This is a genomic window from Candidatus Methanomethylophilus sp. 1R26, from assembly GCF_001481295.1.
GTDB lineage: Archaea > Thermoplasmatota > Thermoplasmata > Methanomassiliicoccales > Methanomethylophilaceae > Methanomethylophilus.
In genome coordinates this window covers 15,726-41,085 of sequence record NZ_LOPS01000002.1, presented here as the reverse complement: position 1 = coordinate 41,085, position 25,360 = coordinate 15,726, and the positions used below count along the sequence as shown (strand labels likewise).

26 protein-coding genes and 4 pseudogenes are annotated in these 25,360 nt (G+C 62.1%); 16 read left to right on the top strand and 14 right to left on the bottom strand.

Annotation, left to right across the window (positions count from 1 at the left end; all coding sequences use genetic code 11):
• Nucleotides 1-10: 10 nt before the first annotated feature.
• A complete protein-coding gene (locus tag AUQ37_RS00760; protein ID WP_058747006.1) occupies nt 11-571 on the top strand; it encodes a ribonuclease III domain-containing protein in 561 nt (186 codons plus the stop codon).
• 70 nt (nt 572-641) lie between these two features.
• Nucleotides 642-1,103, top strand: coding sequence for a DUF4133 domain-containing protein (locus AUQ37_RS00755; protein ID WP_058747005.1), 462 nt, complete (start codon nt 642-644; stop codon nt 1,101-1,103).
• 373 nt (nt 1,104-1,476) lie between these two features.
• On the opposite strand, the gene AUQ37_RS10410 is transcribed toward AUQ37_RS00755, so the two are convergent.
• The 4 genes and pseudogenes from AUQ37_RS10410 to AUQ37_RS11695 form a co-directional block, all read right to left on the bottom strand.
• Complete coding sequence (locus tag AUQ37_RS10410; protein WP_058747004.1) at nt 1,477-1,827, bottom strand: helix-hairpin-helix domain-containing protein; 351 nt, start codon at nt 1,825-1,827, stop codon at nt 1,477-1,479.
• Nucleotides 1,824-2,570: an HTH domain-containing protein gene (locus AUQ37_RS11705; RefSeq protein ID WP_058747003.1), complete on the bottom strand. Its 747-nt coding sequence runs from the start codon at nt 2,568-2,570 to the stop codon at nt 1,824-1,826. Before AUQ37_RS11705 ends, AUQ37_RS10410 begins: the two co-directional genes overlap by 4 nt.
• The gene (locus tag AUQ37_RS11700; RefSeq protein WP_058747002.1) at nt 2,564-3,109 is read right to left on the bottom strand and encodes a helicase-related protein; all 546 of its coding nucleotides are present in this window, start codon (nt 3,107-3,109) and stop codon (nt 2,564-2,566) included. The genes AUQ37_RS11705 and AUQ37_RS11700 overlap by 7 nt, the downstream gene beginning before the upstream one ends.
• Nucleotides 3,110-3,245: 136 nt before the next feature.
• Nucleotides 3,246-3,659: pseudogene (locus AUQ37_RS11695) on the bottom strand (DEAD/DEAH box helicase); the annotation flags it as partial.
• 180 nt (nt 3,660-3,839) lie between these two features.
• On the opposite strand from AUQ37_RS11695, the gene AUQ37_RS00730 reads away from it, so the two are divergent.
• From AUQ37_RS00730 to lonB, 3 genes and pseudogenes are all read left to right on the top strand, one after another.
• Entirely contained in the window at nt 3,840-5,000 is a 1,161-nt protein-coding gene (locus AUQ37_RS00730; RefSeq protein WP_058747000.1) for a transglutaminase domain-containing protein, read from the top strand.
• 1 nt (nt 5,001) lies between these two features.
• Nucleotides 5,002-5,274: pseudogene (locus AUQ37_RS13215) on the top strand (ATP-binding protein); the annotation flags it as partial.
• 311 nt (nt 5,275-5,585) lie between these two features.
• Entirely contained in the window at nt 5,586-8,897 is a 3,312-nt protein-coding gene (gene lonB / locus AUQ37_RS11685; protein ID WP_235584760.1) for an ATP-dependent protease LonB, read from the top strand.
• Between the two features lie 54 nt (nt 8,898-8,951).
• Here lonB and AUQ37_RS00720 read toward each other — a convergent pair whose 3' ends face one another.
• Both AUQ37_RS00720 and AUQ37_RS00715 read right to left on the bottom strand, forming a co-directional pair.
• Nucleotides 8,952-9,413 (bottom strand): hypothetical protein, encoded by a 462-nt coding sequence (locus tag AUQ37_RS00720; RefSeq protein WP_058746999.1) that lies wholly within the window; start codon nt 9,411-9,413, stop codon nt 8,952-8,954.
• Between the two features lie 3 nt (nt 9,414-9,416).
• Nucleotides 9,417-9,905, bottom strand: coding sequence for a hypothetical protein (locus AUQ37_RS00715; RefSeq protein WP_058746998.1), 489 nt, complete (start codon nt 9,903-9,905; stop codon nt 9,417-9,419).
• Nucleotides 9,906-10,190: 285 nt separating this feature from the next.
• On the opposite strand from AUQ37_RS00715, the gene AUQ37_RS00710 reads away from it, so the two are divergent.
• On the top strand, nt 10,191-11,093 hold the full coding sequence (locus tag AUQ37_RS00710) for a phosphoribosylaminoimidazolesuccinocarboxamide synthase (protein ID WP_058746997.1): 903 nt from the start codon (nt 10,191-10,193) through the stop codon (nt 11,091-11,093).
• Nucleotides 11,094-11,213: 120 nt separating this feature from the next.
• On the opposite strand, the gene AUQ37_RS00705 is transcribed toward AUQ37_RS00710, so the two are convergent.
• The 3 genes and pseudogenes from AUQ37_RS00705 to AUQ37_RS00690 all read right to left on the bottom strand — a co-directional run bounded on the left by AUQ37_RS00705 (nt 11,214) and on the right by AUQ37_RS00690 (nt 13,266).
• Complete coding sequence (locus AUQ37_RS00705) at nt 11,214-11,699, bottom strand: pyridoxamine 5'-phosphate oxidase family protein (protein ID WP_058746996.1); 486 nt, start codon at nt 11,697-11,699, stop codon at nt 11,214-11,216.
• A 67-nt stretch (nt 11,700-11,766) separates the two neighbouring features.
• Nucleotides 11,767-12,191: pseudogene (locus AUQ37_RS13190) on the bottom strand (UPF0179 family protein).
• Between the two features lie 10 nt (nt 12,192-12,201).
• Nucleotides 12,202-13,266, bottom strand: a complete 1,065-nt coding sequence (locus tag AUQ37_RS00690) for an NAD(P)-dependent glycerol-1-phosphate dehydrogenase (RefSeq protein ID WP_082662314.1) — start codon at nt 13,264-13,266, stop codon at nt 12,202-12,204.
• A gap of 58 nt (nt 13,267-13,324) precedes the next feature.
• Between AUQ37_RS00690 and AUQ37_RS13295 the strand changes: the two genes are divergently transcribed.
• Both AUQ37_RS13295 and AUQ37_RS13290 read left to right on the top strand, forming a co-directional pair.
• Nucleotides 13,325-13,873, top strand: a complete 549-nt coding sequence (locus AUQ37_RS13295) for a flavodoxin family protein (RefSeq protein WP_058746992.1) — start codon at nt 13,325-13,327, stop codon at nt 13,871-13,873.
• Between the two features lie 99 nt (nt 13,874-13,972).
• Nucleotides 13,973-14,449, top strand: coding sequence for a hypothetical protein (locus AUQ37_RS13290; protein WP_058746991.1), 477 nt, complete (start codon nt 13,973-13,975; stop codon nt 14,447-14,449).
• 23 nt (nt 14,450-14,472) lie between these two features.
• Here the strand turns inward: AUQ37_RS13290 and AUQ37_RS00675 are convergent, their stop codons facing one another.
• Nucleotides 14,473-15,009: a hypothetical protein gene (locus AUQ37_RS00675; RefSeq protein ID WP_058746990.1), complete on the bottom strand. Its 537-nt coding sequence runs from the start codon at nt 15,007-15,009 to the stop codon at nt 14,473-14,475.
• Between the two features lie 173 nt (nt 15,010-15,182).
• On the opposite strand from AUQ37_RS00675, the gene AUQ37_RS12735 reads away from it, so the two are divergent.
• From AUQ37_RS12735 to AUQ37_RS00635, 8 genes and pseudogenes are all read left to right on the top strand, one after another.
• Nucleotides 15,183-15,560, top strand: a complete 378-nt coding sequence (locus AUQ37_RS12735; RefSeq protein ID WP_058746989.1) for a desulfoferrodoxin family protein — start codon at nt 15,183-15,185, stop codon at nt 15,558-15,560.
• A gap of 133 nt (nt 15,561-15,693) precedes the next feature.
• On the top strand, nt 15,694-16,110 hold the full coding sequence (locus AUQ37_RS00665) for a hypothetical protein (RefSeq protein ID WP_058746988.1): 417 nt from the start codon (nt 15,694-15,696) through the stop codon (nt 16,108-16,110).
• 232 nt (nt 16,111-16,342) lie between these two features.
• Complete coding sequence (locus AUQ37_RS00660; RefSeq protein ID WP_235584758.1) at nt 16,343-17,914, top strand: 2-isopropylmalate synthase; 1,572 nt, start codon at nt 16,343-16,345, stop codon at nt 17,912-17,914.
• Nucleotides 17,915-19,194 (top strand): annotated as a pseudogene (locus AUQ37_RS00655) (3-isopropylmalate dehydratase large subunit).
• Nucleotides 19,191-19,682 (top strand): 3-isopropylmalate dehydratase, encoded by a 492-nt coding sequence (locus AUQ37_RS00650; protein ID WP_082662312.1) that lies wholly within the window; start codon nt 19,191-19,193, stop codon nt 19,680-19,682. The pseudogene AUQ37_RS00655 and the gene AUQ37_RS00650 overlap by 4 nt, the downstream one beginning before the upstream one ends.
• Nucleotides 19,682-20,803, top strand: coding sequence for an isocitrate/isopropylmalate dehydrogenase family protein (locus AUQ37_RS00645; protein ID WP_058746987.1), 1,122 nt, complete (start codon nt 19,682-19,684; stop codon nt 20,801-20,803). The genes AUQ37_RS00650 and AUQ37_RS00645 overlap by 1 nt, the downstream gene beginning before the upstream one ends.
• Before the next feature lie 4 nt (nt 20,804-20,807).
• On the top strand, nt 20,808-21,059 hold the full coding sequence (locus tag AUQ37_RS00640) for a KEOPS complex subunit Pcc1 (RefSeq protein WP_058746986.1): 252 nt from the start codon (nt 20,808-20,810) through the stop codon (nt 21,057-21,059).
• A gap of 47 nt (nt 21,060-21,106) precedes the next feature.
• Nucleotides 21,107-21,652: a flavodoxin family protein gene (locus AUQ37_RS00635; RefSeq protein WP_058746985.1), complete on the top strand. Its 546-nt coding sequence runs from the start codon at nt 21,107-21,109 to the stop codon at nt 21,650-21,652.
• Nucleotides 21,653-21,715: 63 nt separating this feature from the next.
• Here the strand turns inward: AUQ37_RS00635 and tgtA are convergent, their stop codons facing one another.
• The 4 genes from tgtA to AUQ37_RS10400 form a co-directional block, all read right to left on the bottom strand.
• Nucleotides 21,716-23,677: a tRNA guanosine(15) transglycosylase TgtA gene (gene tgtA, locus AUQ37_RS00630; RefSeq protein WP_058746984.1), complete on the bottom strand. Its 1,962-nt coding sequence runs from the start codon at nt 23,675-23,677 to the stop codon at nt 21,716-21,718.
• Nucleotides 23,678-23,698: 21 nt separating this feature from the next.
• Entirely contained in the window at nt 23,699-24,166 is a 468-nt protein-coding gene (locus AUQ37_RS00625; RefSeq protein WP_201013597.1) for a hypothetical protein, read from the bottom strand.
• Between the two features lie 121 nt (nt 24,167-24,287).
• A complete protein-coding gene (locus AUQ37_RS10405) occupies nt 24,288-24,959 on the bottom strand; it encodes a tetratricopeptide repeat protein (protein WP_058746983.1) in 672 nt (223 codons plus the stop codon).
• Entirely contained in the window at nt 24,881-25,333 is a 453-nt protein-coding gene (locus tag AUQ37_RS10400) for a tetratricopeptide repeat protein (protein WP_058746982.1), read from the bottom strand. Before AUQ37_RS10400 ends, AUQ37_RS10405 begins: the two co-directional genes overlap by 79 nt.
• Nucleotides 25,334-25,360: the final 27 nt, after the last annotated feature.

The window sequence follows — 25,360 nt, the reverse complement described above, 5'->3', positions numbered from 1 at the left end:
GGTGATTGCAATGGCAGAGGATGCTTTCGCAGAAGCCCTCGAGAACAGGGACGGTCTTTTGTGGGTGAAACGCGGGCTTACCGACGATTCGTACAAGAAGTACGTCAACAGGAACGTCCCCGGGCATTCGGACGACAACTTCAACCTCGCAACCTTCGGCGACTCCCTTCTCAAGTTCGCTTTGACATCTCTGCTCCTGGACCGCAGGGAGCAGCTTTCCAAGGCGAGGCAGGAGTACGAGAGCGACATGGTGCTGGTCACTGTCATCGGGAAGCATTACCGCATCGCAGACTACATGCTCTACGACAGGAACGACAGGAACATAGCGACCGATTATGTCTGGTCCCCGAAAGAGCCGTCCAAGGGCAAGAGCAAGAAGAGCAGGAATGATGACAACTCCCATAAGCACATCGCCACGGCGGTGGAGGGCGTTCTCGGCGGGATTTACAAAGAGCACGGGGACCTGGGAGAGATCCTGGAGATCGTCCGCAGATGGATCGATATGATCGATTCGGAACGCAGCATATCGAAAGCCGTCAGGCATCCCGATTTATTGCGAAATGCGGTCTGATTCTGAGAACACATCCGTCCGATGCACGTATATTCAGAAATCGTCTTTCACTGTACGGACAGGTGAGAAGATGAAGCCTAAGGATCCTACGCTCGGAGTAACGCACGGATTCACCGGGGATGAGCTGCTTTTGATCCTCTCTGTCATCGGGATCATAGCCATTCTCAGTTTCAACAATGCCCGGAATTCGGCGGGCGGAACACTGGCGGCGGCCTCGTACTGGATATTCGCTGGGATCATCGCGGCGGCGGCCGTCTCCGCTTATTTCCTTGGAAAGCGCTTCAGCGATCCGGAAGCGGAAGTGACGTTCGCCGGCCGTCCCGCGAGCCGCGGATATTACGTCTATCTTCTGTACGCATGGGCGTCTATGGCGGCCCTGTTCATCGTATATTCCATATGCGTCGACACAGGACAGAGTTTTGCAGTGTGTATCGCTGTGTTCTGCCTGGCGGCAGTGCCCGTGATGGCAGGCGCTTATCCGCTGAGCAGAAAATATCCCGAACTCGGCAGGAAGAAGAATCGATTCAGCTGATCATCGACATGTGCCAGATCAGATTCCCAATGCTTTCCGGCACCCTGAGATGCTTGCCTGTTCCGTCTGCGGACGCACGGCCGTTGCTCAGAGGGCCTCCGAGAACTTCTCCTGAGCCTCGAAGGATGCGGCCTTCTTACCCGAGTTGTCATGTTCATTGCGCTAAGGGGCCGGCATCGATACAGGCCGCGATGCCCGGAACAGGGAAAGGCGATCATGAGCAACTGTGCCAGATGCTGAGATATGCCGGGATTGCACGATCGCGGACCGTACTTTCCTTCCAGCCTTCCGGGAAAGGACATCGGACTATGCCTGCGCCGAAGGATGCTTCGGCAGGAGGCAGTGCAGTCTCCAATTTGCCGGAGGCATCCCTTCACCGGTAGCTGTCGAGGCTCTTCTGGCCGCCTGCGTTCCTGGCCTCCTCTTCGGCAGCCATCTTCTCGAGCATATAGTCGGCCTCATCATCCTGGGGCGGAGCGTCCTCCGGTGGTAGGGCCGGGGCCTCCGTACCGACCTGTTCCTTGAGGCTCCTGGCGAGGAACGGGCCGATCTTGGGTAGCGAGGCTATCTCGGACTCGTCGGCCCTGGCTATGTCGCCGCGCGTCCGCAGGCCCGCATTGAAGAGGGTCCTCGCCCTGGCCCTGCCGATTCCGCGCAGGGAGACCAGGGGGATCAGCTCCTCCTTCACTCCGTAGCGCATCCTGGTCAGCAGGGGCTTGATCATCCCGGAGCGTCCGGGTTGAAGATCATGGCCACCTCGTTCATGGCATAGAGGATCCAGTCCGCCGAGTCCACGCGCGAGCGGATGTCGCCGGGGCCGACCCCGAGCCCCTCGGTGATGGACTCCTCCGGCCTCTCCTCGATCCAATCCCTCAGGAGGACGGCCGTCTTGAGGTCGGACATATGATTGTCCCAGGCGACGTCCCCGTCGTCCGTTCCGCACTCGTCTTCTATGGTGCAGAGCCAGTCGCCGTCGTATTCGGCGTCGATCGACTCGAGCATGTCCCTGTCGCCCTTCTTCGGGTACATCCCCATGATGTCAGGTGTGCAGGCGATCGCCTGCATGATCCGCAGCTCGTCGGCGGAGGAGTCCATCTTCAGGACCGCCTTCTTCAGTATGACCGCTGTCCAGGGGTCGATGTAGAGATCGGACGCCCTCTTCCCGAACGGGAGGATGCGTATGCTGTCGCCTGCGGTCTCCACCATCCCGTTCTCGTCCAGGAAGTCCACGACATTGGAGATCAGCTGCTCCACTCCGTACATCTGGCTCGTGGAGCCGAAGAATGTGGATTCGAGGAACATCTTTATGCTGTCCTCGGACCCGGCATCGCCTGTGGCGATGAGCCCCAGGATATGGGACCTCAGCGCCGCCTCGTTCCCCAGCTTGGAAGTGATCCTCTCGGTGTCGTGGCAGACGTAATCATCCATCAGGTGCTCGTAGTCCTCGTAGGATTTGGCGATCAGCACGGCCTCCCCCCAGGGTCGTAGCCCGGGCGCCCTGCGCGCCCGCACATCTGCTTGATCTCCATCACCGGTATGAGGACGCTGCCGGCGTTGGCCTCGAAACGGGAGGTGTCCCTGACGATGACCCTCCTGGCGGGGAGGTTGATTCCGGCGGCGAGTGTCGGGGTGGCGACGATGCACTTGATCCTCCTGCCGCGGAACCCGTCCTCCACAGCCCGCCTCTGACCGTAGGCGAGGCCGGCGTGGTGGAAGGCTATCCCGCAGGAGACGCACTCCGCCAGCTTGGTACCGACCGCGGTGGTCTCCGCCCCGCCCTCGAGCACCGTGCGCTCTGCCTTGGTGATGCTCGATCCCGTAAGTGCCAGCATGCGCTTGGCGTACTTGGAGGCGAGCGATTCGGCGGACCTGCGGGAGTTCACGAAGACCATCGCCTGGCCGCCTTCCTGCACGGTCTGCTTGATCAGGCCCCACATCTCGTCCTTCTCCGGGGGGACCTGGACGGAGGAGGCGTCGTCGAAGACGATCTCCCCGTTGAAGTACACCCCCTCCCTCAGCTTCGTCGGCCTCCAATCGGACTTGACCAGGTCGCATCCAGCCAGCGGGCGAGGTCCTCGGCGTGGAGACGGTGGCGGACAGCGCGATGACCTGCAGGCGGGGGTTCCTGAGCATCAGCTTGGTCATGGCGACCTCCAGGGTGGGCCCCCTCCCCGGGTCGTGTATCATGTGCACCTCGTCCGCGATCAGCAGACCCAGGCCGTCGAGCCAGCGGTTCCCGTGGCGGATGAGGGAGTCCGCCTTCTCGGAGGTGGCGATGACTATGTCGGCGTTCCCTATGTCCTCGTCCCTGTCGGGGTCGCCGGTGGCTGACACCGTGCGGATACCCAGATCAGAGAATTTCGCGAGGTCGTCCCTCTTCTCGGAGGCCAGCGCCTTCAGCGGGACGATGTAGAGGACGCGGCAGCGGTCCCGCAGGACCGAGGTCAGCGCCGGTATGAAACCGATCAGCGATTTCCCGGAGGCGGTGGGAACGGCGGCGACCAGATTCCTCCCGGAGAGCGCCTTGGGGATGGCCTCGGCCTGCGGGGGGTACATCTCGGAGAAACCCTGGGCCTCCAGCAGCCTCTTGAGCTCCTCCGGTATGTCTAGGTCGCCGAACTTCATGCGTTCCCCCATCCGAAATCGCATTAAGGCGTTTTCGCCGCTGTCATGCGGCGCCTCCGGTTCCCGTATTTATTATCGTTATTAAATAAGAGAAGAGGATTGGGACTGCCGATGAACAAACACGTATTGGTCGTTATCCTCGCGGCGGCCATCGTACTGGTCTCTCCCGCGGCGGCGTTCTGGGCCGCCGACTCGGATGCCGACTCCGTATATTCAGGGGACACGGCCAGCTATTACTACAGCCAGCTCAATGACAGCGAGAAGAAGATCTACGAGGCGATGGAGGATCTGAAGACCGCCAGCGGCAACGGCTATGACGAATCGTCGGGGAAGTTCACTGTGACCGTGAGCGGCGTGTCCTATTCCTCGGAGGACCAGGCGTACACGGCGGTCCTGACCGCTGCCAATGCGACGCAGCTCGATGACCCGTATGCCTTCTGGGTGTGGGGGGTCAATGCCGGTTACCAGAGCACCACAGGAAGCACCATCGAGATCACGAGCACTTCGAGCCTGACGTTCACGATAAACGCCCTCAGCGACTATACTCTCACAGCTCTCAGCTCGGCATCGGGGACCACGTACAGTTCCTATTCGGATGTCATCACCGCTATCGAGGCCAGGGTCACAGAGATATCGGACGGCTTCGGGTTCTCGTCCTCGGACACGACCCTGACCAAGATCGAGAAGATCAATTTCCATCTAACCTCGGCATCGATCTACCGCTACGATCCCAACGTCGACAAGGACAATGAGTGGGCATATGACCATACGGTCGTGGGAGCGTTCCTCATCAAGAACACGGACGAGAACAGGTACGTGGTCGTCTGCGACGGGTATTCGAACGCGTTCACACTCCTGGCGAGGGCCTCCGGCATAAGCGTCATAAACGTCATCGGACTGGGAGCCCAGTCGTCCGACAACGGCTATCACGCGTGGAACGAGGTCATCGTCGACGGATCCAAGGTGTACGGCGTCGACATCACTTTCGATTCCACGGGAGACGACAAGAAGGCTTACCTCTGCTGCGGGGCCTACGACAAGGTGGACGGGGCGACATTCAGCCAGTCCCACCAGCCGTTCGCGTTCTACAGCGATTACAACACAGCGTACTACCCGTTCTATGCACTGCAGCTCAGCGACAGCGGCTACACGTGGCCGGCGGAGGATTCTCTTGCCGACACGATCATGAACATCGCCCCGTGGATAGTCATGGGGCTCATATGCCTGATACTGGTCTATGTGCTGATCACAATCGCGAAGAAGGGTGAGTGAAATGGCTGGAAGAAACAATGATGGATTCGGCACCTTCCGCGCGGAAGACGGCGGAGATGCCATCGAGAGCAGGGACGAGAAGGATCCGGTCCTGGCCGACGTCCCGGTAGAGGAATGGATCGAGAAGCAGACCTTCGCGAGCACGAAGGACATTCCCATCCCCGACAAGATGGCCGACAGGGTCATCGGACAGGACAGGGCGGTCGAGGTCATGAAGAAGGCGGCCGCCCAGAAGAGGCACATGATGCTGATCGGAGAGCCCGGCACCGGGAAGTCGATGCTGGCCAACTCGATGACCGAGTACCTGCCCAAGGACGAGCTCCAGGACATCGTGGCATACGCCAATCCGGAGGACGAGAACGAGCCCCGCATCAGGGTGTTCCCCGCCGGCCGCGGGAAGCAGATCGTCCAGCAGCAGAAAGCGGCGGCATCCGCCCACGACAATCAGAAGAAGACCTCGCACCTCTACGCATGCGCCGCGATCGTCATCCTCGGTCTGCTCGGGACCCTGATGTTCGCGAACTACTACATCCTCTTCATCTCGCTTTTCGCGGTCATGATCATCCTCTGTTCGCCAGGAACCCCATGGCGCCCAGGAACGATATCAACAACGCGCCGAAGCTCCTCGTGGGCCACGACGCCGGCGAGAAACCCCCCTTCGTGGATGCCACCGGCACCCATTCGGGAGCGCTTCTGGGAGATGTCCTGCACGACCCGTACCAGTCCGGAGGCCTCGGCACCCCTGCGCACAGCAGGCTGGAGGCCGGAGACATCCACCGCGCCAACAAGGGTGTCCTCTTCATCGATGAGATCAACACCCTGAGGATGGAGAGCCAGCAGTCCCTCCTCACCGCCATGCAGGAGCACAAGATGGCCATCACCGGCCAGTCCGAGAGGTCCTCAGGAGCACTCGTCAAGTCCGAGCCCGTCCCCTGCGACTTCGTCCTCGTCTGCGCCGGGAACCTAGACGCCATGAAGGGCATGCACCCCGCGCTCAGGTCCAGGATACGCGGGTACGGTTACGAGGTCTACATGCGCAACACGATGCCCGACACCGATGAGCACAGGACCGACATCTGCAGGTTCGTCGCCCAGGAGGTCAGGAAGGACGGGAAGATCCCGCCCTTCGACAAGTATGCCGTCGGCGAGATCATAAAGGAGGCCCAGCGCAGGGCCGGCAGGAAGGGCAGGCTCACGCTGAGGTTCAGGGAGCTCGGCGGCCTGATCCGCGCCGCCGGAGATGTGGCAGTCGCCAGGGGAGCGGAGGTCACCACCTTCGCCGATGTCGATTCCGCCAAGATCAACGCGAGGTCCCTGGAGCAGCAGATCGCCGACAGGCAGATCGAGGCATCGAAGGCCTACCAGCTCTTCAACACCACCGGCACGGCCGTCGGGCAGATCAACGGCCTCGCCGCCCTTGATCCCGGGACCGGGATGGCCGAGTACTCCGGCATCATGCTCCCGATCGTGGCCGAGGTTACCCCTGCGGCCCACAAGGACGGCGGCAGGATCATCGCCACCGGTAAGCTCGGCGAGATAGCCAAGGAAGCTGTCGAGAACATCACGGCGGTCATCAAGAACTTCAGCTCGAGGAACATCTCGGAGGTGGACATCCACCTCGAGTACATCGGGACCTACGACGGCGTCGAGGGCGACTCGGCATCGATCACCATGACCACCGTCATACTCTCCGCCCTGGAGAACATCCCGATCAGGCAGGACCTCGCCATGACCGGATCGCTGAACGTCCGCGGCAAGGTGCTGCCCGTGGGCGCCGTCACCGCCAAGCTCGAGGCCGCGGCGTCCGCAGGGATAAAGACCGCGCTCATCCCCTACGACAACATCAAGGACGTCATGATCCGCAGCAGGTTCTACAAGACCATGGAGGTCTTCGGCGTCAGGACCTACCGCGACGTCGCGGAACTGGCGTTCGCCGACTGCCCCGCCAAGACCATGCTGCTCCAGAGGCTCGACGTCCTCAATCCGGACGGCCCCAGCTACGAGAAGGTCCAGCCCCCCGGTGCAGTACGAGGCGCATGCCCAGGCGGCGGCCGAGCCGTCCCCGTCTGCGGCGGATGCCCCGCAGGCCCCTGCGGCCGATGCACCCCAGCAGGAAGGCGTTCAGAGCGCCGGCGAGCGATGACAGACGGATTCGAGAAGTACTCGCTGGTCATGGGGCGCTTCCAGCCCCTGCACCTGGGACATATGGAGGTCATCCGCAGGGTCGCCGCCGTCTCCGACCATGTGACCGTCGGCATAGGCAGCGCCCAGTACTCCCACCGTCCGGACAACCCTTTCACCGCAGGGGAGCGCTACCTCATGATCGAGAGGGCCCTGGCCGCCGAGGGGATCACCAACTGCTCGGTCGTCCCGGTGGAGGACCTCAACAGGTACTCCGTCTGGGTCTCTCACGTTGTCTCCATGTGCCCTCCCTTTAGGACGGTGTACTCCAATAATCCCCTGACCCGCCGCCTCTTCGAGGAGGCGGGTACAGGGTCGAGCGCTCGCCGCTCTACAACCGCAGGGATTATTCGGGGAAGGAGGTCCGCAGGAGGATGGCCTCCGGAGGGGACTGGAGGTCCCTGGTCCCCGGTGCGGTGGCCGAGGTCATCGATGAGATCGACGGTGCCGGCAGGGTCCGCGACATCGGCATGGACGACGAGGCATGATATGGCCGAGGATGCTGTCAGCAGGCTGGCGGCCGTCTGCCGCGAGAAGGGGCTCAGGGTCTCCGCGGCGGAATCCTGCACCGGCGGCCTCATCGGCGCCGAGATCACTGACGTGCCTGGGAGCTCATCGTTCTTCCTTGGCTCGGCCGTCGTCTACTCGAACACCGCCAAGGAGGACATCCTGAAGGTGCCCCGCGGGATCCTCTTCGAGTTCGGGGCGGTGAGCGAGCAGACCGCATTGTGCATGGCGCGCGGCTCCCTGGCACTGTACAGGTCCGACGCCGCGGTGGCGGTCACCGGCATCGCGGGCCCCGGAGGGGCTACCGACACCAAGCCTGTCGGCACCGTCTGCATCGCGGCCGTATCCGGCAGTTCGCACAAGGCCGTGACCTTCCATTTCAAAGGGGACCGCGAAGATGTCCGCCGGCAGTCCGCCGAAGCGGCCCTGACCATGCTCTCAGAGATCTGCGAAGCGCCCATGAACGGGCGCTACAGCCGCCAGCTGCCCCTTCTGGGAGAGGAAGGGCAGGAGAAGCTGGCACATTCGAAGGTCGGTGTCGCCGGGTGCGGCGGCCTCGGGACTTCCGCTGTCACCGCCCTGGCATCCGCCGGCGTGGGGGAACTGGTCCTGGCCGATCCGGACACGCCGGAGATCTCCAACCTCAACCGCCAGTTCGTATACCGCGAGGACTCGGACCGGCCGAAGGCGGAGCTCCTGAGGGAGTGGGCGCTGTCTGTCAATCCTCACATCAGGGTGTCCGCATATGTCAGGGAGATCGACAGCAGCAGCGCCGGCATGGTGTTCGAGGGATGCGACGTGGTGCTAGACTGCCTCGACAGCATCTCGTCCCGCAGGGAGCTCAACAGGTGGTGCGTGAGTAACAGGAAAATCCTGGTGCATGCCGGTATCTCCGGGATGCAGGGGCAGCTGACCGTGGTGGTCCCCGGGAGGACCCCTTGCCTCGAATGCCTCTACGGGCGCGTGAAGGAGGCGGACGGACCGACCCCGTCGATGGGAGCGGCCGTGATGCATTTCGGTTCGGCCGAGGCTCTGCAGGCGATCATGGTTCTGACCGGCGTCGGAGACCCACTTATCGGGAGGATGCTTACCTCCGACCTTTCCGTTCCTTCCTATGAGGTGCTGGACGTCTGCAGCGATCCCGGCTGCCTGTCTGCGGGAGTCTGCGCCGCCGCAAATAAGACAGTCTTCTTCTGTCCAGGATTTTAAAATTATGGAAAACGTCCGGGCCGGGAGGCCCGGTAAGATGTTTTGCTCTCAGACTTACTGGGTCTTCTGCTTCAGGATGGCGAACGCCTGTCCGGCGGTTGCACAGAGGCAGATGATAGCTCCCAGGAGGACCGCGTAGGCTCCGCCGCCGACCTGTACAGGGTCGTCGATCTCATCCCAGGTCGCGAAGAGCACGAACAGGATGATGGAGATCAGCGAGAACACGAAGACGATCAGGGGCATGGAGGCCTCGATCTTCTTGGACATGTTAGGCACGAGGATGGAGACGAACTCGAGGATCAGCATGATGACACCGAGGATGGTGACTATCATGGGGATGTTAGACTGCCAGTCGTCGAGATCATCGTTGCTGAACAGGTCTATGCCGGTTGCGGAAATGTCAGGGTTAGTATTGACATCGAGCCAGGTCATAAGGACCGAGAACACCATCAGTATGATGCCCATCAGCGCAAGCGTCCCCGTTGCCTTGTTGATTTCAATGTTGAGCTTCGCCATTGTTCAGGCCTCCTTCTTCTTGACGGTCGCGATGACCTGTCCGAGGTTGCAGATGACGCAGATGACCGCACCTACGAGGGCAGTCCAGCATCCGGCGCCTGCATCGTAGGGGTCGGTCGTCACGAGCAGAACGGTGTGCTCGTCGAACAGGTCCCAGCATGCGAAGAGCGCGCAGAGGATGATTATGACGATGCCGAAAATGAAGGTGAGCGAGGGCATGATCGCCTCGATCTTCTTGGACATGTCAGGCATGATCAGAGATATGATTTCAAGAATGAGCATGATGATTCCGAGGATGAAGACGATCAGGGGAACGTTCTGCTGCCAATCGTCATAGTCCCCGCCGTCAACGAGGTCTCCGATCTGGAGCCCGCTGTATCCGAGGTATGCATCGTCGACTGCAATCCAGTTCATGAAAATCGCAGCGACGACCATCATGATGCCCATGACCGCGATAATCCCGATGATACGGGAATCGATCTTGGTTTCCATTTGGTATCACTTCCATCCCTCCCATCTGGAGGTTGGATACGTAATCGCGATGAACTATTAAATAGAATTTGATGTTATCTTTAACTTCATAAAGCCGATTTAATTCAAATTATCTTCATACTACTATCATATTTTGTAAATGTCATATCATTACAAAAAATATGACGTACTTTCGGCCAATCTGAATTTTATTAACACGGCCGCCGGATCACCGTCCTTTCCGGCAGGCATCGGCGGCCCGTCTTTCGGCTGGGAATAAATATGTTGTAGCAGATGGCCCGAAACATGAAGAAGATCATGACCGGCAAGGTCAAAGAGGTCTACGAGATCGACGACGATACCCTGGAGTTCGCCTATACCGACCACATTTCCGTTTTCGATAAGATCATACCTTCTATGGTCCCCCACAAAGGCGAGACCCTGTGCCGCACCGCGAAGTACTGGTTCAAGGTCCTCAACGACAACGGGATCTACAACCACTACATCTCCGAGCCTGCCAAGGACAGGATGGATGTCAAGCGCGTCCGCGTCATCAGGGACTACTCCCAGATCAACAGCAAGACCACCAACTACCTCATCCCCCTGGAGATCATCTGCAGGCATTATGCCGCCGGTTCGCTGATGGACCGCGTCAAAGCAGGGAAGATCAAGGCCGAGGACCTCGGGTTCCCCAAGGGCCATGAGGTGAAGTACGGCGAGAAGCTCCCCCAGCCCTACGTGGAGGCGACCACCAAACTGGAGGCCACCGACAGGAACCTCACGACGGCCGAAGCGAAGAAGATCGCCGGCCTGACCGACAGCGAATACGACGAGATCGTCGCCACCACCCTGAAGATCGATGAGATCATCGCGAAAGAGGCCGCCAAGAGGGGGCTCATCCACTGCGACGGCAAGAAAGAGTACGGCTACGACAAGGACAGGAAGCTCATGGTCGTGGACACCTTCGGCACTCTCGACGAGGACCGCTGGTGGGACGCCGACGAGTACGCCAAGGGCAACATCGTCGAGCTCTCCAAGGAATTCGTCAGGCAGTACTACCGCGAGACCGGCTACCACAAGGCGCTCTACGACGCCCGCGAGAAGGGCCTTCCGGAGCCTGACATACCTGCTCTCCCCCAGGAGATCATCGACCGCGTGAGCAAGCTCTACGTCGACATGTACGAGCGCATCACCGGCGAGAAGTTCTGAGCGGGCCCCGCCGGGAGATCCTCAGGAAAACCATTTCCGGGCGGCGGGGCATCACCCTGCCGTCCGTTCATCATCTTTCTCTGTCGTTTTCTGCTGTTCTGCTGCAGCGAACTCAGGCGTTCATTCCCTCACGGGATTGGCCTTGCCGGTCAGGTGCTCGATGTCGATCTCCCAGACCCAGGCGCGTCTGCTCCCAGATTCTGCCTGCCGTTCCCACGTGTCCCCGCACCCGGGGGACAGCCCTTTGCAGATGGCCATCCATCCTTCGTGCTGGTCGGGGCATCTGCGGACGGTGCCGAACGCCACCGCGCTCTCGTAGCGGTCAGTGTACTTCTCAGGGACCACATGCGACCTCGATACAACAGTGAAGCAGACCCTGGCCCCGTCCCTGAGGCAGGCGTTGAGGAGGCTGTCCTCCGAGTTTGTATGATGGAAGTATATCCTGCCGTCCCTGTAAACGTGGTTGACGGCGGTGCTGTACGGCCAGCCGTCCGGGGTCGCCACCGACAGTACCCCGAAGGAGGCTCCGGCCAGGATTCTCTCGGCATCGGCCGCCGGGACCTCCCTGTCGGCCCTTCTCATCGGCTTGTCATGCTGAAGTTCCATAGTATTCCTCTGCAATCTGGGTCATATGATCGGAGCAGCGGTTGCGCCGGACGGTCGCGTTCCGCGCTCATTTCAGGACGGCGAACGTGCGGTTCAGACCGACAGGGCAGTCTGCCTTGCCCTCCGTCCTTTCAATGGTCACCTTGGTCCCGTCCTCGATCCCGGGCGGGTTGCATTGGAGGTAATGCGGGCATCCGGTCTGCCCGCAGGCGGCGGCCTTGAACTGGACGGTGGCGCCTTCGAGTGCCAGCTTGGTGTCCACGGACCCTTCCCTGGAGACCTTCTCCACCTCTACGACCTGCATCTGCTCCCCGGTGAGGGCGCATTCGTGCACCGGGCGCTGGGCTTCCTGACCATGTACTCGGAGCCTTTCTCCAGGTTAAGGCAGATGTCCCTGACCTTGCATTCGCTGCACTCAGGTTCGGGGCCGATGTAGACGAAGCGCCTGCCGGCCTCTGCCCTCTCCTTGCCGATCAGCGTCAACAGTATCATGATGTCAGCCTCAGATCACTCCGGTCGATTTGGCCAGGTTGTAGGCGGCGTTGCGCGTAAGTCCGTTCTCGCCCAGTATGGTGTACCTGTCCTTCCTCACCTTGTTGGCCTTCACCAGCGCTTCCACGCACTCCTCGGGCGTCAGCCCGATGCCGGCGGCGGTGGTGGGGGCTCCGATGTTGGCCAGGGCGTCCCTGATGCGCTTCCAGTCCCCTCCCTGGAGGTAGGTCATCATTATGCAGCCGACGCCGGTCTGCTCCCCGTGGAGCGCCCTCCCCGGGAAGAGGAGGTCCACCGCATGCGAGAACATGTGCTCCGAGCCGCTAGTCGGCCGGGACGTCCCGGCTATGCACATGGACACCCCGGAGGCGATGATGGGCTTGAGGACGAGCCAGACGCTCTCCTCCAGCCCCGGTTTTATCCTGTCCGAATCCCGGATTATGGATTCCGCCGCGTAGTCCGCGATGGTGTACGCGGAATTGCTGAACTCCTCGTCCTTTATCTTCCTGGCGAGGTTCCAGTCGTTCAGCGCGGTCTTGTTGGATATCACGTCCGCGCACCCGGATGCCAGGTACCTGTAGGGGGCCTTCACCAGGACCTCGGTGTCGGCAATGACCGCCATCGGGGGCTCCGCCCTCACGGTGAGAGGGTTCCCGGTCTCGTCCTTCATGGATGCGCGGTCCGAGCACACGCCGTCATGGGCTATCGATGTAGGTATGCTCACGAACGGTATGCCGAGGTCCTTCGAGATCATCTTGGCGGTGTCGATCTTGCTGCCGCCGCCGACCGCGAGGATGAACGATGCCCTGGCCTCCTTGGCGGCCTTCTCTGCGGCATCTACGCTCTCCCTGTCGCATCCGCCGGTGAAGACGGGGATGGCGTTGTACTTCTCGGAGACGATGTCCTCCACCATCTTCCCGGCCGCCTCGTAGGTCTTCCTGCCGGTGATGATGATGCCGTCCTCCCCGAAGAGAAGGGAATCGCAGATCTCAGCAGTCTGTTTGAGGACCCCGTGGCCGAAGACGGTCGTCCTGGGGAAGTTCATCGACTTGGCCTTCGTGAATTCCTCCGTGATATCGCCTTCCGACGCTAAGGTATGAAACTATAAAAGCCGTCCATCGGATACAGCGGCCATGCGCGCGCTCGTGCTCTGCGGAAGCGGCAGAAGGGACGGTTTCACCTCCGCCATGTGCTCCGGGGCAGAGGATGTGCTCAGGGAGGCCGGGTGGGAGGCCGAGGTCATCCGCCCGTCCGAGCTGGCGATATCCCACTGCGATTCATGCGGCGGGTGCTTCGGCGGAGAGGGATGCACGAAGAGGGACGGCATGGACGCCGTCTACGAAGCCTTCTCGGAGGCGGACCTCCTGATCCTGTCGTCCCCGGTGCATTTCAGCGGCCCGTCCTCGGCCATTAAAATAGCATTGGACCGCTTCGACTGGATCTGGCACATGCACGGGTTCCGCCATCCGGCCCTCGCCGCCGGGCTGGTTTGCGGCGGATCCGACGTCCCGTCGTTCAGATGCGTGCTGTCGGTGTTCAGGTCGTTCGCCGCCGCGGCCGGCTCGGAATGGGCCGGCGACCTGTGCCTCGGGGGCACCGACCGCGGGGACAGGGAGTACTTCCGCAGACGCTCGGGGGAGTTCACCCAAGAGCTTCTGGAACGGGCGGGAGGACGTCGGTGAGGACGTCGTCCGTGAGCCTCCTGGAACCCGGGACATAAGAGATTATCGAGGCATCGCGGGAAGCGGACTCCCAGAATCCCGGTGGGGAGCTCCCCGCCGATGTCCCAGACCATGATCTTGCCGTATCCGGTATCGGCCAGGTCCTTCACCGCTTCCAGCGGGCCTCCGCGGCCCCAGTCCGCCCTGCCGTTCCGGACGGACACCAGCGGAACGCACTGGTCGGAGAGGCTCAGCGCCTCCTCCAGGACCCCGCGCCCGCGGATTCCCGACACGGGGATGACGAGCTTCGCCAGGCCCGGCAGGAACGCGTCCAGGATGTCGTCCGCGGTCTCGATGCACTCGATGAGCCAGACATCGTTCCCGGGGACCTTGCATAGCTCCACGAACGTCGGGTCGAACCTGCGGGACGATATGCTTCCCGCATCGGCGAGGACGACGGTTCCGCGGCGCTGGCGGGGCTTGATGGCATCTATGGACTTCAGGCTGACCGGGTCCGATACAGCCAAGGCGCCGCCGAAGGACGGCCTCCCGGCGCAGACCTCATGCCCGGCGATCTTCCCGAAGAGTATGGGGTAGTCCGCGGTATCACTCTCCGGCCCTCATTCCTCGCGGTCCTCTGGCCTCTTCCGCGCAGGGTCGGCGGGCCTCCTGAACGCCGTTACCGCCTGCCAGATCCCGACGGCGGCCGTCGCCGCCGAGCCGATGAGCGCCAGCCATACGCCGATGCCCGCGGTGCATCCGGACGTCCCGTAGAACATGCTCCCGTCCAGCATGTACACGGTCCCGCCCAGGACGTCCCAGAACGCGAAGAGGAGGGCCAATACGATCCCGGCGGCCCCGAGGAAGGCTGCCGTCGACGTGATGACGGAGTCCGCTGCGCGCGGTATGTCTGGATAGGCGGCCTTGATGAGCTCCAGGACGAACGCGGCGAGCCCGAAAGCGAGCATGAACACAGGGATCTGCATGCAGAAGCTGCCCGCCTTGGCCATGGTCCCGCCGGAGAGGACGTACAGGTCGGGCGAGTCAGAGAACAGCTTCCATCCTGTTGCGTCCAGACCGTTTATCCATGTGAGGAATGCCGAGGCCGCCATCACCAGCGCCCCGGCGGCGGCCGCGAAGGCCAGGTTCTTGGACATGATGCTCTCTGCCGTGCTCGTTCACCTGCGGCACAGACGGCGCCGTTCTTACTTAAACGGTGCGCAGCCGGTTATGCGCATTCTTTGTACATAGGCCATCCCGGGGAACGGTCCGGGTGATGTTATTAAAAGCGCCTTAGGAGATTCCGAGCGCGGAGGTAGCAACCACGGCAATCCAATACTACAAATGCGAGAAATGCGGAGAGGTCTTCGAGAAGGCGTACACAGGCAAATGCAACTGCACGCCCGTCTGTTGCGGGCAGGCGACTGCGAAGCTCACCGCCCAGACGGCCGATCCCGATGAGAACAAGCACGTCCCCTACATCGTCAGGCAGGACGGAGGGATCCTCGTCAAGGTCGGCAAATCCGCCGCCCACCCCATGGAAGAGGACCACTACATCGTGTTCATCGCTATCGAGGCCGACGGCATCTACATGAGGAAGAACCTCAAGCCCGGGGACAAGCCCGAGGCGTTCTTCCCGACCGATGCCAAGGACGTCGTCGCGTACGAGTACTGCAACAAGCACGGCCTCTGGACCTATAAGGAGTGATCCTGCCGCCGGCGGGACCGGCGGCGAAAACCTCTTTCCTTTACATTTTCCCCCATGCATCGGAGGTTTCTCCGGAATCTCCAGCGTCTGGTATATATCGCCAAATGTGCATCTCCCAGGCGAAGGTCCGCAGATGGCAGAGCAGCAGAAGGCGGCGGCTAGGCACAAATCGCTGGCGAAGGCCCGCGAGAACGATGTCGAGTCCAAGAAGAAGAGATTCGAGAACGAGAAGAGCGCGCTCCGCGCTTACAAGGATGACCGCAAGGAGCAGATGAAGAAGGTCCCGAAGGAACGCAAGGCCGAGGAGAAGGAGAAGACCAAGGCCGAGATCGCCAAGAGGAAAGAGCTCATCTCGAAATACCGCGCCGAGTACAAGGAGGCGGCCCGCGAGCTGAAGGCCGACAGGGACGCCAAGAAGAAGGAGGAGCTCGGCCTCAGGTCCGCCGACCGCAGCGGGCAGAAAGAGGAGAAGACCCAGAAGGACAGGGACGGGCAGAAGGGAGCCTCCTCGGACAGCGGCGCCGGGGGAACGGAAGAGAAGAAGGACTGATCCCTTCCGGGGCGTCCTGACGCCCTTTAATTTATGTGCCTGCGCGCGGGCATCCGCGCGCGGGCTTCGATGTATTTTATAGAGTTATAAAATGGGCCGTATCGCCGTCGGAGGCACGTGAGAACGGCCTCGCGACCGCCCGCAGGGAGCGCCAAATTATCTCGGCGCCGCTGACGGGTCGATGATGACGGATCGGTGGTTTTAAATGACTCAACAAACCAGTGAAAGCGCTGTGGTATCGGAAGACATGTTCGCGGTCAGCCAGTACAACCAGCTTGCGCTCTCTGGTGTGGGGCCCATCAAAGATGTGAAGATCTTCGATACCACGCTGAGGGACGGCGAGCAGGCTCCGGGCATCGCTCTGAACCCGGACGACAAAGTGCGCATCGCGCAGGCCCTCGACGACCTCGGGACGGATATCATCGAGGCGGGCTTCGCCGCCTCCTCGGACATCGAGAGGGACATCCTGAAGCAGATCGGGAAGCTGGGCCTGAACGCCCGCGTCTGCAGCCTGGCCCGCTGCGTGAAGAAGGACATCGACGCGGTCATCGATTCCGACCTGGACTATGTCCACACGTTCATAGCCACCTCGGACCTGCACATGAAGTACAAGCTCAAGATGACCCCCGAGGAGGTCAAGGCCAAGGCCGTCGAGACCGTGGAATACGCCCGGGAGCACGGACTGGACGTCATGTTCTCCTGCGAGGATGCGACCCGCACCAGGATGGACTTCATGAAGGACATCCTGCTGGCCGTCCAGGATGCCGGGGCGGAGAGCGCGAACATACCCGACACCGTCGGCGTCATCATACCGAAGGCGTACGGGGCCATGATCAAGGAGCTGCACTCGGCCCTGAAGATCCCCATCTCCGTGCACTGCCACAACGACATGGGCCTGGCCCTGGCCAACTCCCTGGCCGCCGTGGAGAACGGCGCCACCATCGTCCAGGGCTGCCTGAACGGGATCGGCGAGAGGACCGGGAACGTCGCCCTCGAGGAGGTCGCCGTCAACCTGTACGCCAATTACGGCGTGAAGACCTACGACCTTTCCAAGATCGCGTCCACCTGCGCCCTGGTGGAGAGGATCACCGGGTTCAGCCTGGCCGCCAACAAGCCGATCGTCGGCTACAACGCGTTCGCGCACGAGTCCGGCATCCATGTGCACGGCGTCATGGCCAACTCCCTGACCTACGAGCCCTTCAAGCCCGAGGTCGTGGGCGCGAAGAGGCACATAATCGTCGGCAAGCTGTCCGGCTCGCATGCGGTGGAGGGCAAGCTGGAGGAGATGAACATAAAGTTCCCCCAGGAGCACATGCCCGAGCTGATGGAGGCCGTCAAGCGCATGTCGATGACCGGCAAGATCGTCACCGACGCGGAGCTGGAGGCCATCGCCGAGGACATCATGTGGAAGAAATCGGTCGAGAAGCGCGAGTGTGTCCTCGACGAGCTGACCGTGGTCACCGGCAGGACCACCACCCCCACCGCCACCGTGAAGATCACCCGCACCGACGGGAAATCGGTGACCGTGGCCGAGACCGGCGTCGGCCCCGTCAACGCGGCCGTCAACGCCATCAGGAAGGCCATCAACCCCAAGATGACGATGGAGGAGTACAAGCTCTCCGCCATCACCGGCAAGTCGGACTCGATGTGCCAGGTGGCGGTGACCATGAAGAACGTCCAGAACGACGGGGAGATGTCGTTCGGGAGGGCCGTCGGGACGGACATCGTGGAGACCTCGGTGGACGCCACCATGGCGGCCATCAACCGCGACTTCTCCCGCGTCAAACGCAAGAAGGAATGCTGAATGGGAAAGACAATCGCAGAGAAGATCCTGTCCGCCCACGCCCATACGGACGCGAAGGCCGGGCAGATCGTGGTGGCCGACGTCGATTACGTGATGGTGAACGACGTCACCGGCCCCATAGCTTTCAGGAAGTTCGAGGAGATAGACGCCGCCAGGGCGCCGTCGGAGAAGAAGATGTTCAAGGACCGCATGGTCCTCATCCCCGACCACTACGTCCCCAACAAGGACATCCCCTCCGCCATCCAGGCGAAGGAGATGAGGGACTTCGCGGCCAAGTACGACCTCCCCAACTACTTCGAGATCTGCGAGGGCGGCATCTGCCACCAGCTGATGGTCGAGAAGGGCTTCGCGGCCCCCGGCAGGCTGATCGTCGGCGCCGATTCCCATACCTGCACCTACGGGGCGGTCAACGCCCTGTCCACCGGCATCGGGTCTACCGAGGCGGCGTGGTCTTCGCCACCGGCAAGCTGTGGTTCAAGGTGCCGGAGTCCATCAAAGTGGAGCTTACCGGCAAGTTCAGGAAGAACGTCGGCGGCAAGGACCTGATCCTCAAGATCATCTCCGATATCGGCGTGGACGGCGCCGCCTACAAGGCGCTCGAGTTCTGCGGCCCCGGGGTCGCCGAGATGAGCGTGCCCGACAGGCTGGCCGTCTCCAACATGGCCATCGAGGCCGGCGGGAAGGCCGGGATCTTCCCCTGCGATGACCGCACCCGCGAGTACATCAAGAACGATGTGCGCGGGACCTACGAGGCCGTCGATGCAGATCCGGACGCGGTCTACTGCCGCACCCTGAAGTACGACCTCTCCGAGCTGGAGAGCATGGTGGCCTTCCCGCACCTGCCCGAGAACGGGCACCTGGTGAAGGACGTCGACGTGAAGATCGACCAGGCCTACCTCGGGAGCTGCACCAACGGCAGGATCGAGGACATGCGCGCCGCGGCGGAGATCCTCAGGGGCAGGCACGTGGCGAAAGGCGTCCGCATGATCGTCGTCCCGGCCACCCAGCGCGTCTACAGGCAGATGCTGGAGGAGCACCTGACCGAGGTCTTCATCGATGCCGGGGCGTACGTCTCCGGCCCCACCTGCGGGGCCTGCCTCGGAGGTTACATGGGCATCCTCGCGCCCGGCGAGAGGGCGGTGTCCAGCACCAACAGGAACTTCATCGGCAGGATGGGCGACAAGGCATCGGAAGTGTACCTGGCCGGGCCTGAAGTGGTCGCGGCCTCGGCCGTGGCCGGGAAGATCGTCACCCCCGATCAGCTGGAGGCTTCGCAATGACTTCTAAAATCGTTGAGGGGAAGGTTTGGAGGTTCGGCGACAACGTCGATACCGACCAGATCATCCCCGCCGAGAGGCTGGTCGTCACCAACCTCGACCACCTGAACGACTTCATCTTCGAGAAGGTGAGGCCGGGCTTCGCGGAGAAGGTCGGCAAAGGGGACATCCTGGTGGCCGGGAAGAACTTCGGCTGCGGGTCGTCCAGGGAGCATGCTCCCCTGTCGCTCATGGAGGCAGGGTTCAGCTGCATCATCGCCGAGTCGTTCGCGCGCATATTCTACCGCAACTCGATGAACATCGGGCTCCTGCTGGTGGAATGCAAGGCGGACGCTAAGGAGGGGGACACCGTGAAGGTGTCCATCTCCGAGGGGAAGGTCACCGACGAGACCAGCGGCAAAGAATGGAGCTTCGAGAAGTACCCGGAGTTCATCCAGAAGCTGATCGACGCCGGCGGGCTGGTCAACCTGGTGAAGGAGGGGAAGTTCTGATGAAGCATTTCGCGATAGTTCCCGGGGACGGCATCGGCCCCGAGGTGATAAGGGTGGGCACGGACTGCCTCGAGGCACTGTGCCAGATATCGTCGTTCGATTTCGACGGAGAGGTATTCGACATAGGCGGCGAGCGCTACCTGAGGACCAAGGAGCTCCTGACCGACCAGGACATCTCCGACCTCAGGAAGAAGGACGCCATCTACTTCGGCGCTATCGGCGACCCGAGGATCAAGCCCGGAGTCCTCGAGGGCGGTATCCTCCTGAAGATGAGGGCCGTCTTCGACCAGTACATCAACCTCCGCCCGGTCACCTCGTGGTTCCCGTACGTCCCGCTCAAGAGGGAGGTCCCCTTCGACATCCACTTCCTGAGGGAGAACACCGAGGACTTCTACATGGGCCTCGGAGCGAAGCTCAGGAAGGACAACGGCTATGAGGCGAAGATCGGCGTCAAGAGGGAATCCTACGACATGGACTTCGACGTCAGGGCCCGCCCGTCCGCGGATGACGAGTACAGCATCGAGATCGGCATGCTCTCCCGCAGGGGAGTGACCCGCTTCGCCGACTACTGCTGCAGGTACGCCAAGGAGAGGGGCGAGAAGAAGGTCACCCTGGTGGACAAGGCCAACGTCATCACCAACAACTACGGGATGCAGAGGGAGATATTCGCCGAGAAGGCCAAGGAGTACGGCCTGGACCTCGAGTACATGTTCGTCGACGCGATGAGCATGGCCATGATCGTCCGCCCGGAGACCTTCGGCACCGTCGCTGTCCCCAACCTGTTCGGCGACATCCTCACCGACCTCGGCGCCCAGCTCCAGGGCGGCCTCGGCATGGGCGGGTCCGGGAACATCAACCCCGAGGGGCTCAGCATGTTCGAGCCCATCCACGGCTCCGCGCCTGACATCGCGGGCCAGGGCAAGGCCAACCCCATAGCCGCCGTGCTCGCCGCCGAGCTCCTCCTCAAGAACCAGGGATTCCCCGAGGAAGGGAAGATGCTGCATGCCGCCGTCAGGCACTGCCTCGACACCATGCAGGTGACCCCCGACCTCGGAGGCAAGCTCAAGACGGCCGAGGTCGGGAAGGCGATGTGCGACTTCATCCTCAACCAGAAGAAGTGAGAGCATGAAGCTCTCCCTTGAGATCCGCTTCCCCTATCCGGACCGCAGGACCGCCGAGGCGGTGCTGTCGGCGGTGTCGCCGGAGAACGCCGGTTACGTCGAAGCGGGCATCGAGGGGAGCACGGTGACGTTCCGCATGGCCTCGGATTCCCCCGGGGCCCTCCGGAACACGGCCGACGACCTCCTGGCCTGCATCAAGGCGGCCGAGGGGGCCGCCGGGATACCGTCCGGGTCCGCCGGCGGCGGCCCCGAATAAGTTTTTCATATCGTACGGTCTAGCAATGCTCCGGGAGGGATGGCCTGTTGCCGAAGAAGATATTGATCATCGAATGCAGTCTTAGGAAGAACAGCAATACCGACGAGCTCGCCGAGTCGTTCGCGAAGGGCGCGCTGGAATCGGGGAACGAGGTCTCGATGGTCTCGCTCAAAGGTAAGAAGATCGGGTTCTGCAACGGGTGCCTCGTCTGCAACCAGACCGGCAAATGCGTCATAAAGGACGATGCCGCCGAGATCGTCAGCGCCATGCGCGGGTCCGACGTCATAGTCTGGGCCACCCCGGTCTACTATTACAGCGTCAGCGGGCAGATGAAGACCCTCATCGACAGGGCCAACCCGCTCTACGGCGCGGAGTACAGCATAAAGGACGTATACCTTCTCCTGGCGTCCGAGGACAGGGATGCCGACCATGCCTCCGAAGGCGCGGTGAAATGCCTTCAGGGCTGGATCGAGTGCCTGCCCGGCGTCCGCCTCGCCAAGGTCATCTGCGCCGCCGGCGCGGCCGAGCCCGGGGCCGCCATGGAATGCGCCGCGTTCCAGCAGAGCTACATGGCCGGCAAGGAGATCGTCTGAGGAAGGGCCGGGAGATGCCGGGCAGCCGTTCCTCTGCGGAAGGCAGGGGATCGGAGCGCCGGCTCACTCCTCGCCGTCCTTCCCCTCTTCCTTCCCTGTCCTGGTCTTGACGGCGACGCCTTTCTTCATCGCCTGGATCTCGCTCTTTACGAGGAGCATCCTGCCCGTCCCGACGACATTGTCCCTGCTGTCGGTTATTATCGCCTCGTCCTGAGGTACCAGGCCCTCGTCGGCATCGAGGACGAACTGGGCGAAGACGTTCCTCCCTTTGGCGACGAAAGGCACCGCATCATCGGCCACCTGCACGCGCATGGCCGGCTTCGGGACTTTCGCGGCGATCTTCTTGGCGCCCTCGATCCTCAAGGTGAACATGCCGTCACCGGCGCGCATGGAGAGCACATGCTCCCCGTCGACGATGACGTTCCTTATCTTCCCGGTCTTGCGGCTGCGGATGTAGTCTATCTTCCCGTCAAGCAGGGCGTCGGCGGCATCGGTTCCGAACTGATAGCGCGCGACGGCCCTGATCCTCTCGATGTCGTTCTCCCTGACCTCTTCTTCGGAGGGCTCCCCGCCGAACTTCTTCTCGAGGTCGGTGAACGACACAGTCTCCTCGAAGAACGAGGAGAGGAACTGCATGGTGAGCTCTTCGGACTCGTTCTGGGTATCCGTGTCCTCGATCTCCGGGAACACCGACTGGGCGATGGGGTACAGCTCATCGAGCTCCGCCGGCACCGGGCCGAAGGGGGAGAGCACCACCGGGGTGTAGCCCTGCCTCCTGGCGTTGACGAAATCCGACACGAACACCCTCGAGTAGGGCTTTCCCTCGGTCCCGTAGAACACGGCGGCCTTCTTGGTCCTCGGCACATAGCGGGACATTATCCTCTTCTCGTACCTCAGGAACACCGGCCGGCCGCGGGTCTCCACCCCGGTGTAGAACACGGCGCCCTCCCTGGAGACCGGGTCGAACTTCTCCAGATAGTCCTGGTACTCCCTGAGCCTCCTGAGGCCGCACAGCAGGGCGGGATGGACCCTGCACCTGACCTCCGCCAGTTCCCAGAGCCTGCCCTCGAGGATGTACCTCTTGACGAGTGCCAGCTCGCGGACGATCTGGTAGAGGTTGTGCTTGGCGATGAGGCGGATCCTCTCGTTCTTCCCCATGGCCCTGAGGGCCTGGAGGGTGGTCCCGCGGCAGGCGGGGCAGTCGCAGTCCAGTGACTGCATGTCCTGCAGCCTGAACGTCCCGTCGATGAACATCATCCTGTCGTCCTTGGCGTATTTCGCATAGGATGCCGAGTCGAAAAGGTCGCATCCCATGAGCGCCGCGAAGGCGAGGATCATCGGGTGGCCCGCGCCGAACAGGTGGACGGGGCGGTTCGGGTTGAGCCCCATCTTCGAGGAGATGATGACGTCGACCAGCTCCGAGTAGCGGTACTGCTCCATCAGCGGCACCACTCCGCCGATGGGATGGACGTCGATGTCCATGGCTGCCATCTTCCGGGCGCAGTCCTCCCTGAGGTCGGGGTACACCGATCCCTGGACGACGCCGTTGATCATCATGTCCCCTTTGAGCGAGACGGCCTCCTCGGTCCTCTTCAGGGTCTCCTTTATCGATTCCGCCGTCTCCTCCTTGGTCCAATAAGGCTCGGTGAAGATGTCGAGCACGGTGCCGATGTCGGTGCCGATGGACTTCTGGAACTCCACGATCTCCCTGTTGGTGAGCTCCACTTCCCCGTACATGTGGCTCTGGAACGTTCCGGAGTCGGTCATGATGATCCCGGGGAAGTCCAGCATCTCGTGCAGGCCGACAGACTGCGCCTTCTCCTTCAGGTCCGGGGTGTTCCGGATGATGTAGGAGTTGGTGATCATCGCCCTGAAACCGAACTCGTCATAGAGCTCGCGGGGGAGGACCGTCTTTATCTTGGGGTTGATCACCGGGAGCAGAGCAGGCGTCTCGCAGCTGCGGCCGGACGTCGTGGTGAACTTCCCGATGCGGGCCATGCCGTCCCTTTTGGAGATCTCGAACATGCATTCGGGATTGGACGGGATTTATAAAAAAGGGAAGGTGGCCGCCAGGACGGCGGCCGCTTGATGTTTCAGTCGGAGCTGTTCCTGAGCTCTTTGATGCGGAGCTATCGGCGTCGGCGTACGCTTGGAGAGGGCGTTCTTCATCAGGATGTCCGAGATGTCCTCGATTATCCCGGTGTTCCATTCGTCCGGGGACCTCTCGGTGACCACGATGACCTGCGAGCGAACGGAGTTCTCGTCGTTGACCTCCGGGCGGCGGATCTCGAGGCCGTCGAGGATATCCTCCACCCTGCGGCCGTTGATGACGATGTCGTTGGGGCCCTCCTGCTCCACGCTCTCGTACTTGGTGGAGACGCCGGCGAACTTCATCTCGACGACGAGACGGTTCATGTACTCGTCCATCTCCTTGACGGACTTCCTTCTGATGTCCTTCCCCTCCGGCGCCTTGGGGTCCCCGGAGTGATGATACACGATGTTCACTAGTGCCATTGCGCCACTGTATCGCGGTCATCCTGCATAAAAACAATGCGGAGCAGGATGTTTAAGACGGTGCCCGCTCCACACATCCTGCTTCTATGGGGTACGTTGCGCATAAAGGTGCGGCGGCCGGTCATTCCAGTTCCGAGAGGATCTTGGCGGCCTCTTCGTCGCCCTGCTCGGCGGCCTTCTCAAGGAAGGACACCGCCTTCCCGCGGTCGGATGCCAGGAGGATCTTCCCCGCCAGCAGCTGGGCGCCGGCATGTCCCAGCTCGGCGGACCTCGACAGGACCTCGGCTGCGCCTGCCGGGTCTTTCTCCGTCCCGTTCCCGCGGAGCATCATGGAGCCTACGGCGAACAGGGCATCCGAAAGCGCATCCTCGTCCGATGATGAGTCCTCCGACGCCTTCCTGTAGAGGGCGAAGGCTTTCTCCGGGTCCTTGGGCCCTCCGATCCCGTTCTCGTACATGTAGGCCAGATTGTAGGCGCACGGGCCGTGGCCCCTGTCCGCTCCCCATCTGTACCACTTGGCGGCCGACGCCGGGGACTTCTCGAGGCAGATCCCGTTCTCGTAGATCTGCCCGAGCACGTACATGGCGGTCTCGGAGCCGCCTTTAGCGGCCTGCTCCAGCCAGTAGACGGCAGTGTACACCGACTGGCCGGTGCAGATGCCGTCCAGGTACGCCAGCCCGATCTCGAGCTGGGACTGCGGGTCCTCCGCCCTCTTCAGCGCCGCGCAGTACTTCGGGCCCTCCGGCTCTCCTTCGTCCTCCTCCAGCTCCTTCCTGCGCCGGAGCTGCCCCACCTGGCCGCCTCCAGGAAGAGGTGCCTGGCGACCGTCTCGGACCTGTCGACGCCGAGGCCCAGGCGGTAGAGCCTCGCGAGGTGGATCTTGGAGCCCGTGTTCCCCTGCCTCGCCGCCCTTTTGAAAAGGACGGCGGCCGTCCCGCAGGAGCGGTTGACGTTCATCCCTCTCTGGTACATCCTCCCCAGGTTGACCTGTGCGGGCGCGAAGCCCGAGATGTTCCCCTTCTGGAACCAGGTCATGGCGGCGTGGAGGTTGAGGTCGCCTCCGTCCGGGTCGAGGTAGATCAGGCCGAGGTTGTTCTCCGCCCTCACGTTGCCGGCGGTGGCGGCGCGCTCGTTCATCTCGATGGCGTACGAACGGGACCGTTTCACTCCCAGCCCCGCCTCGCTCAGGAACGC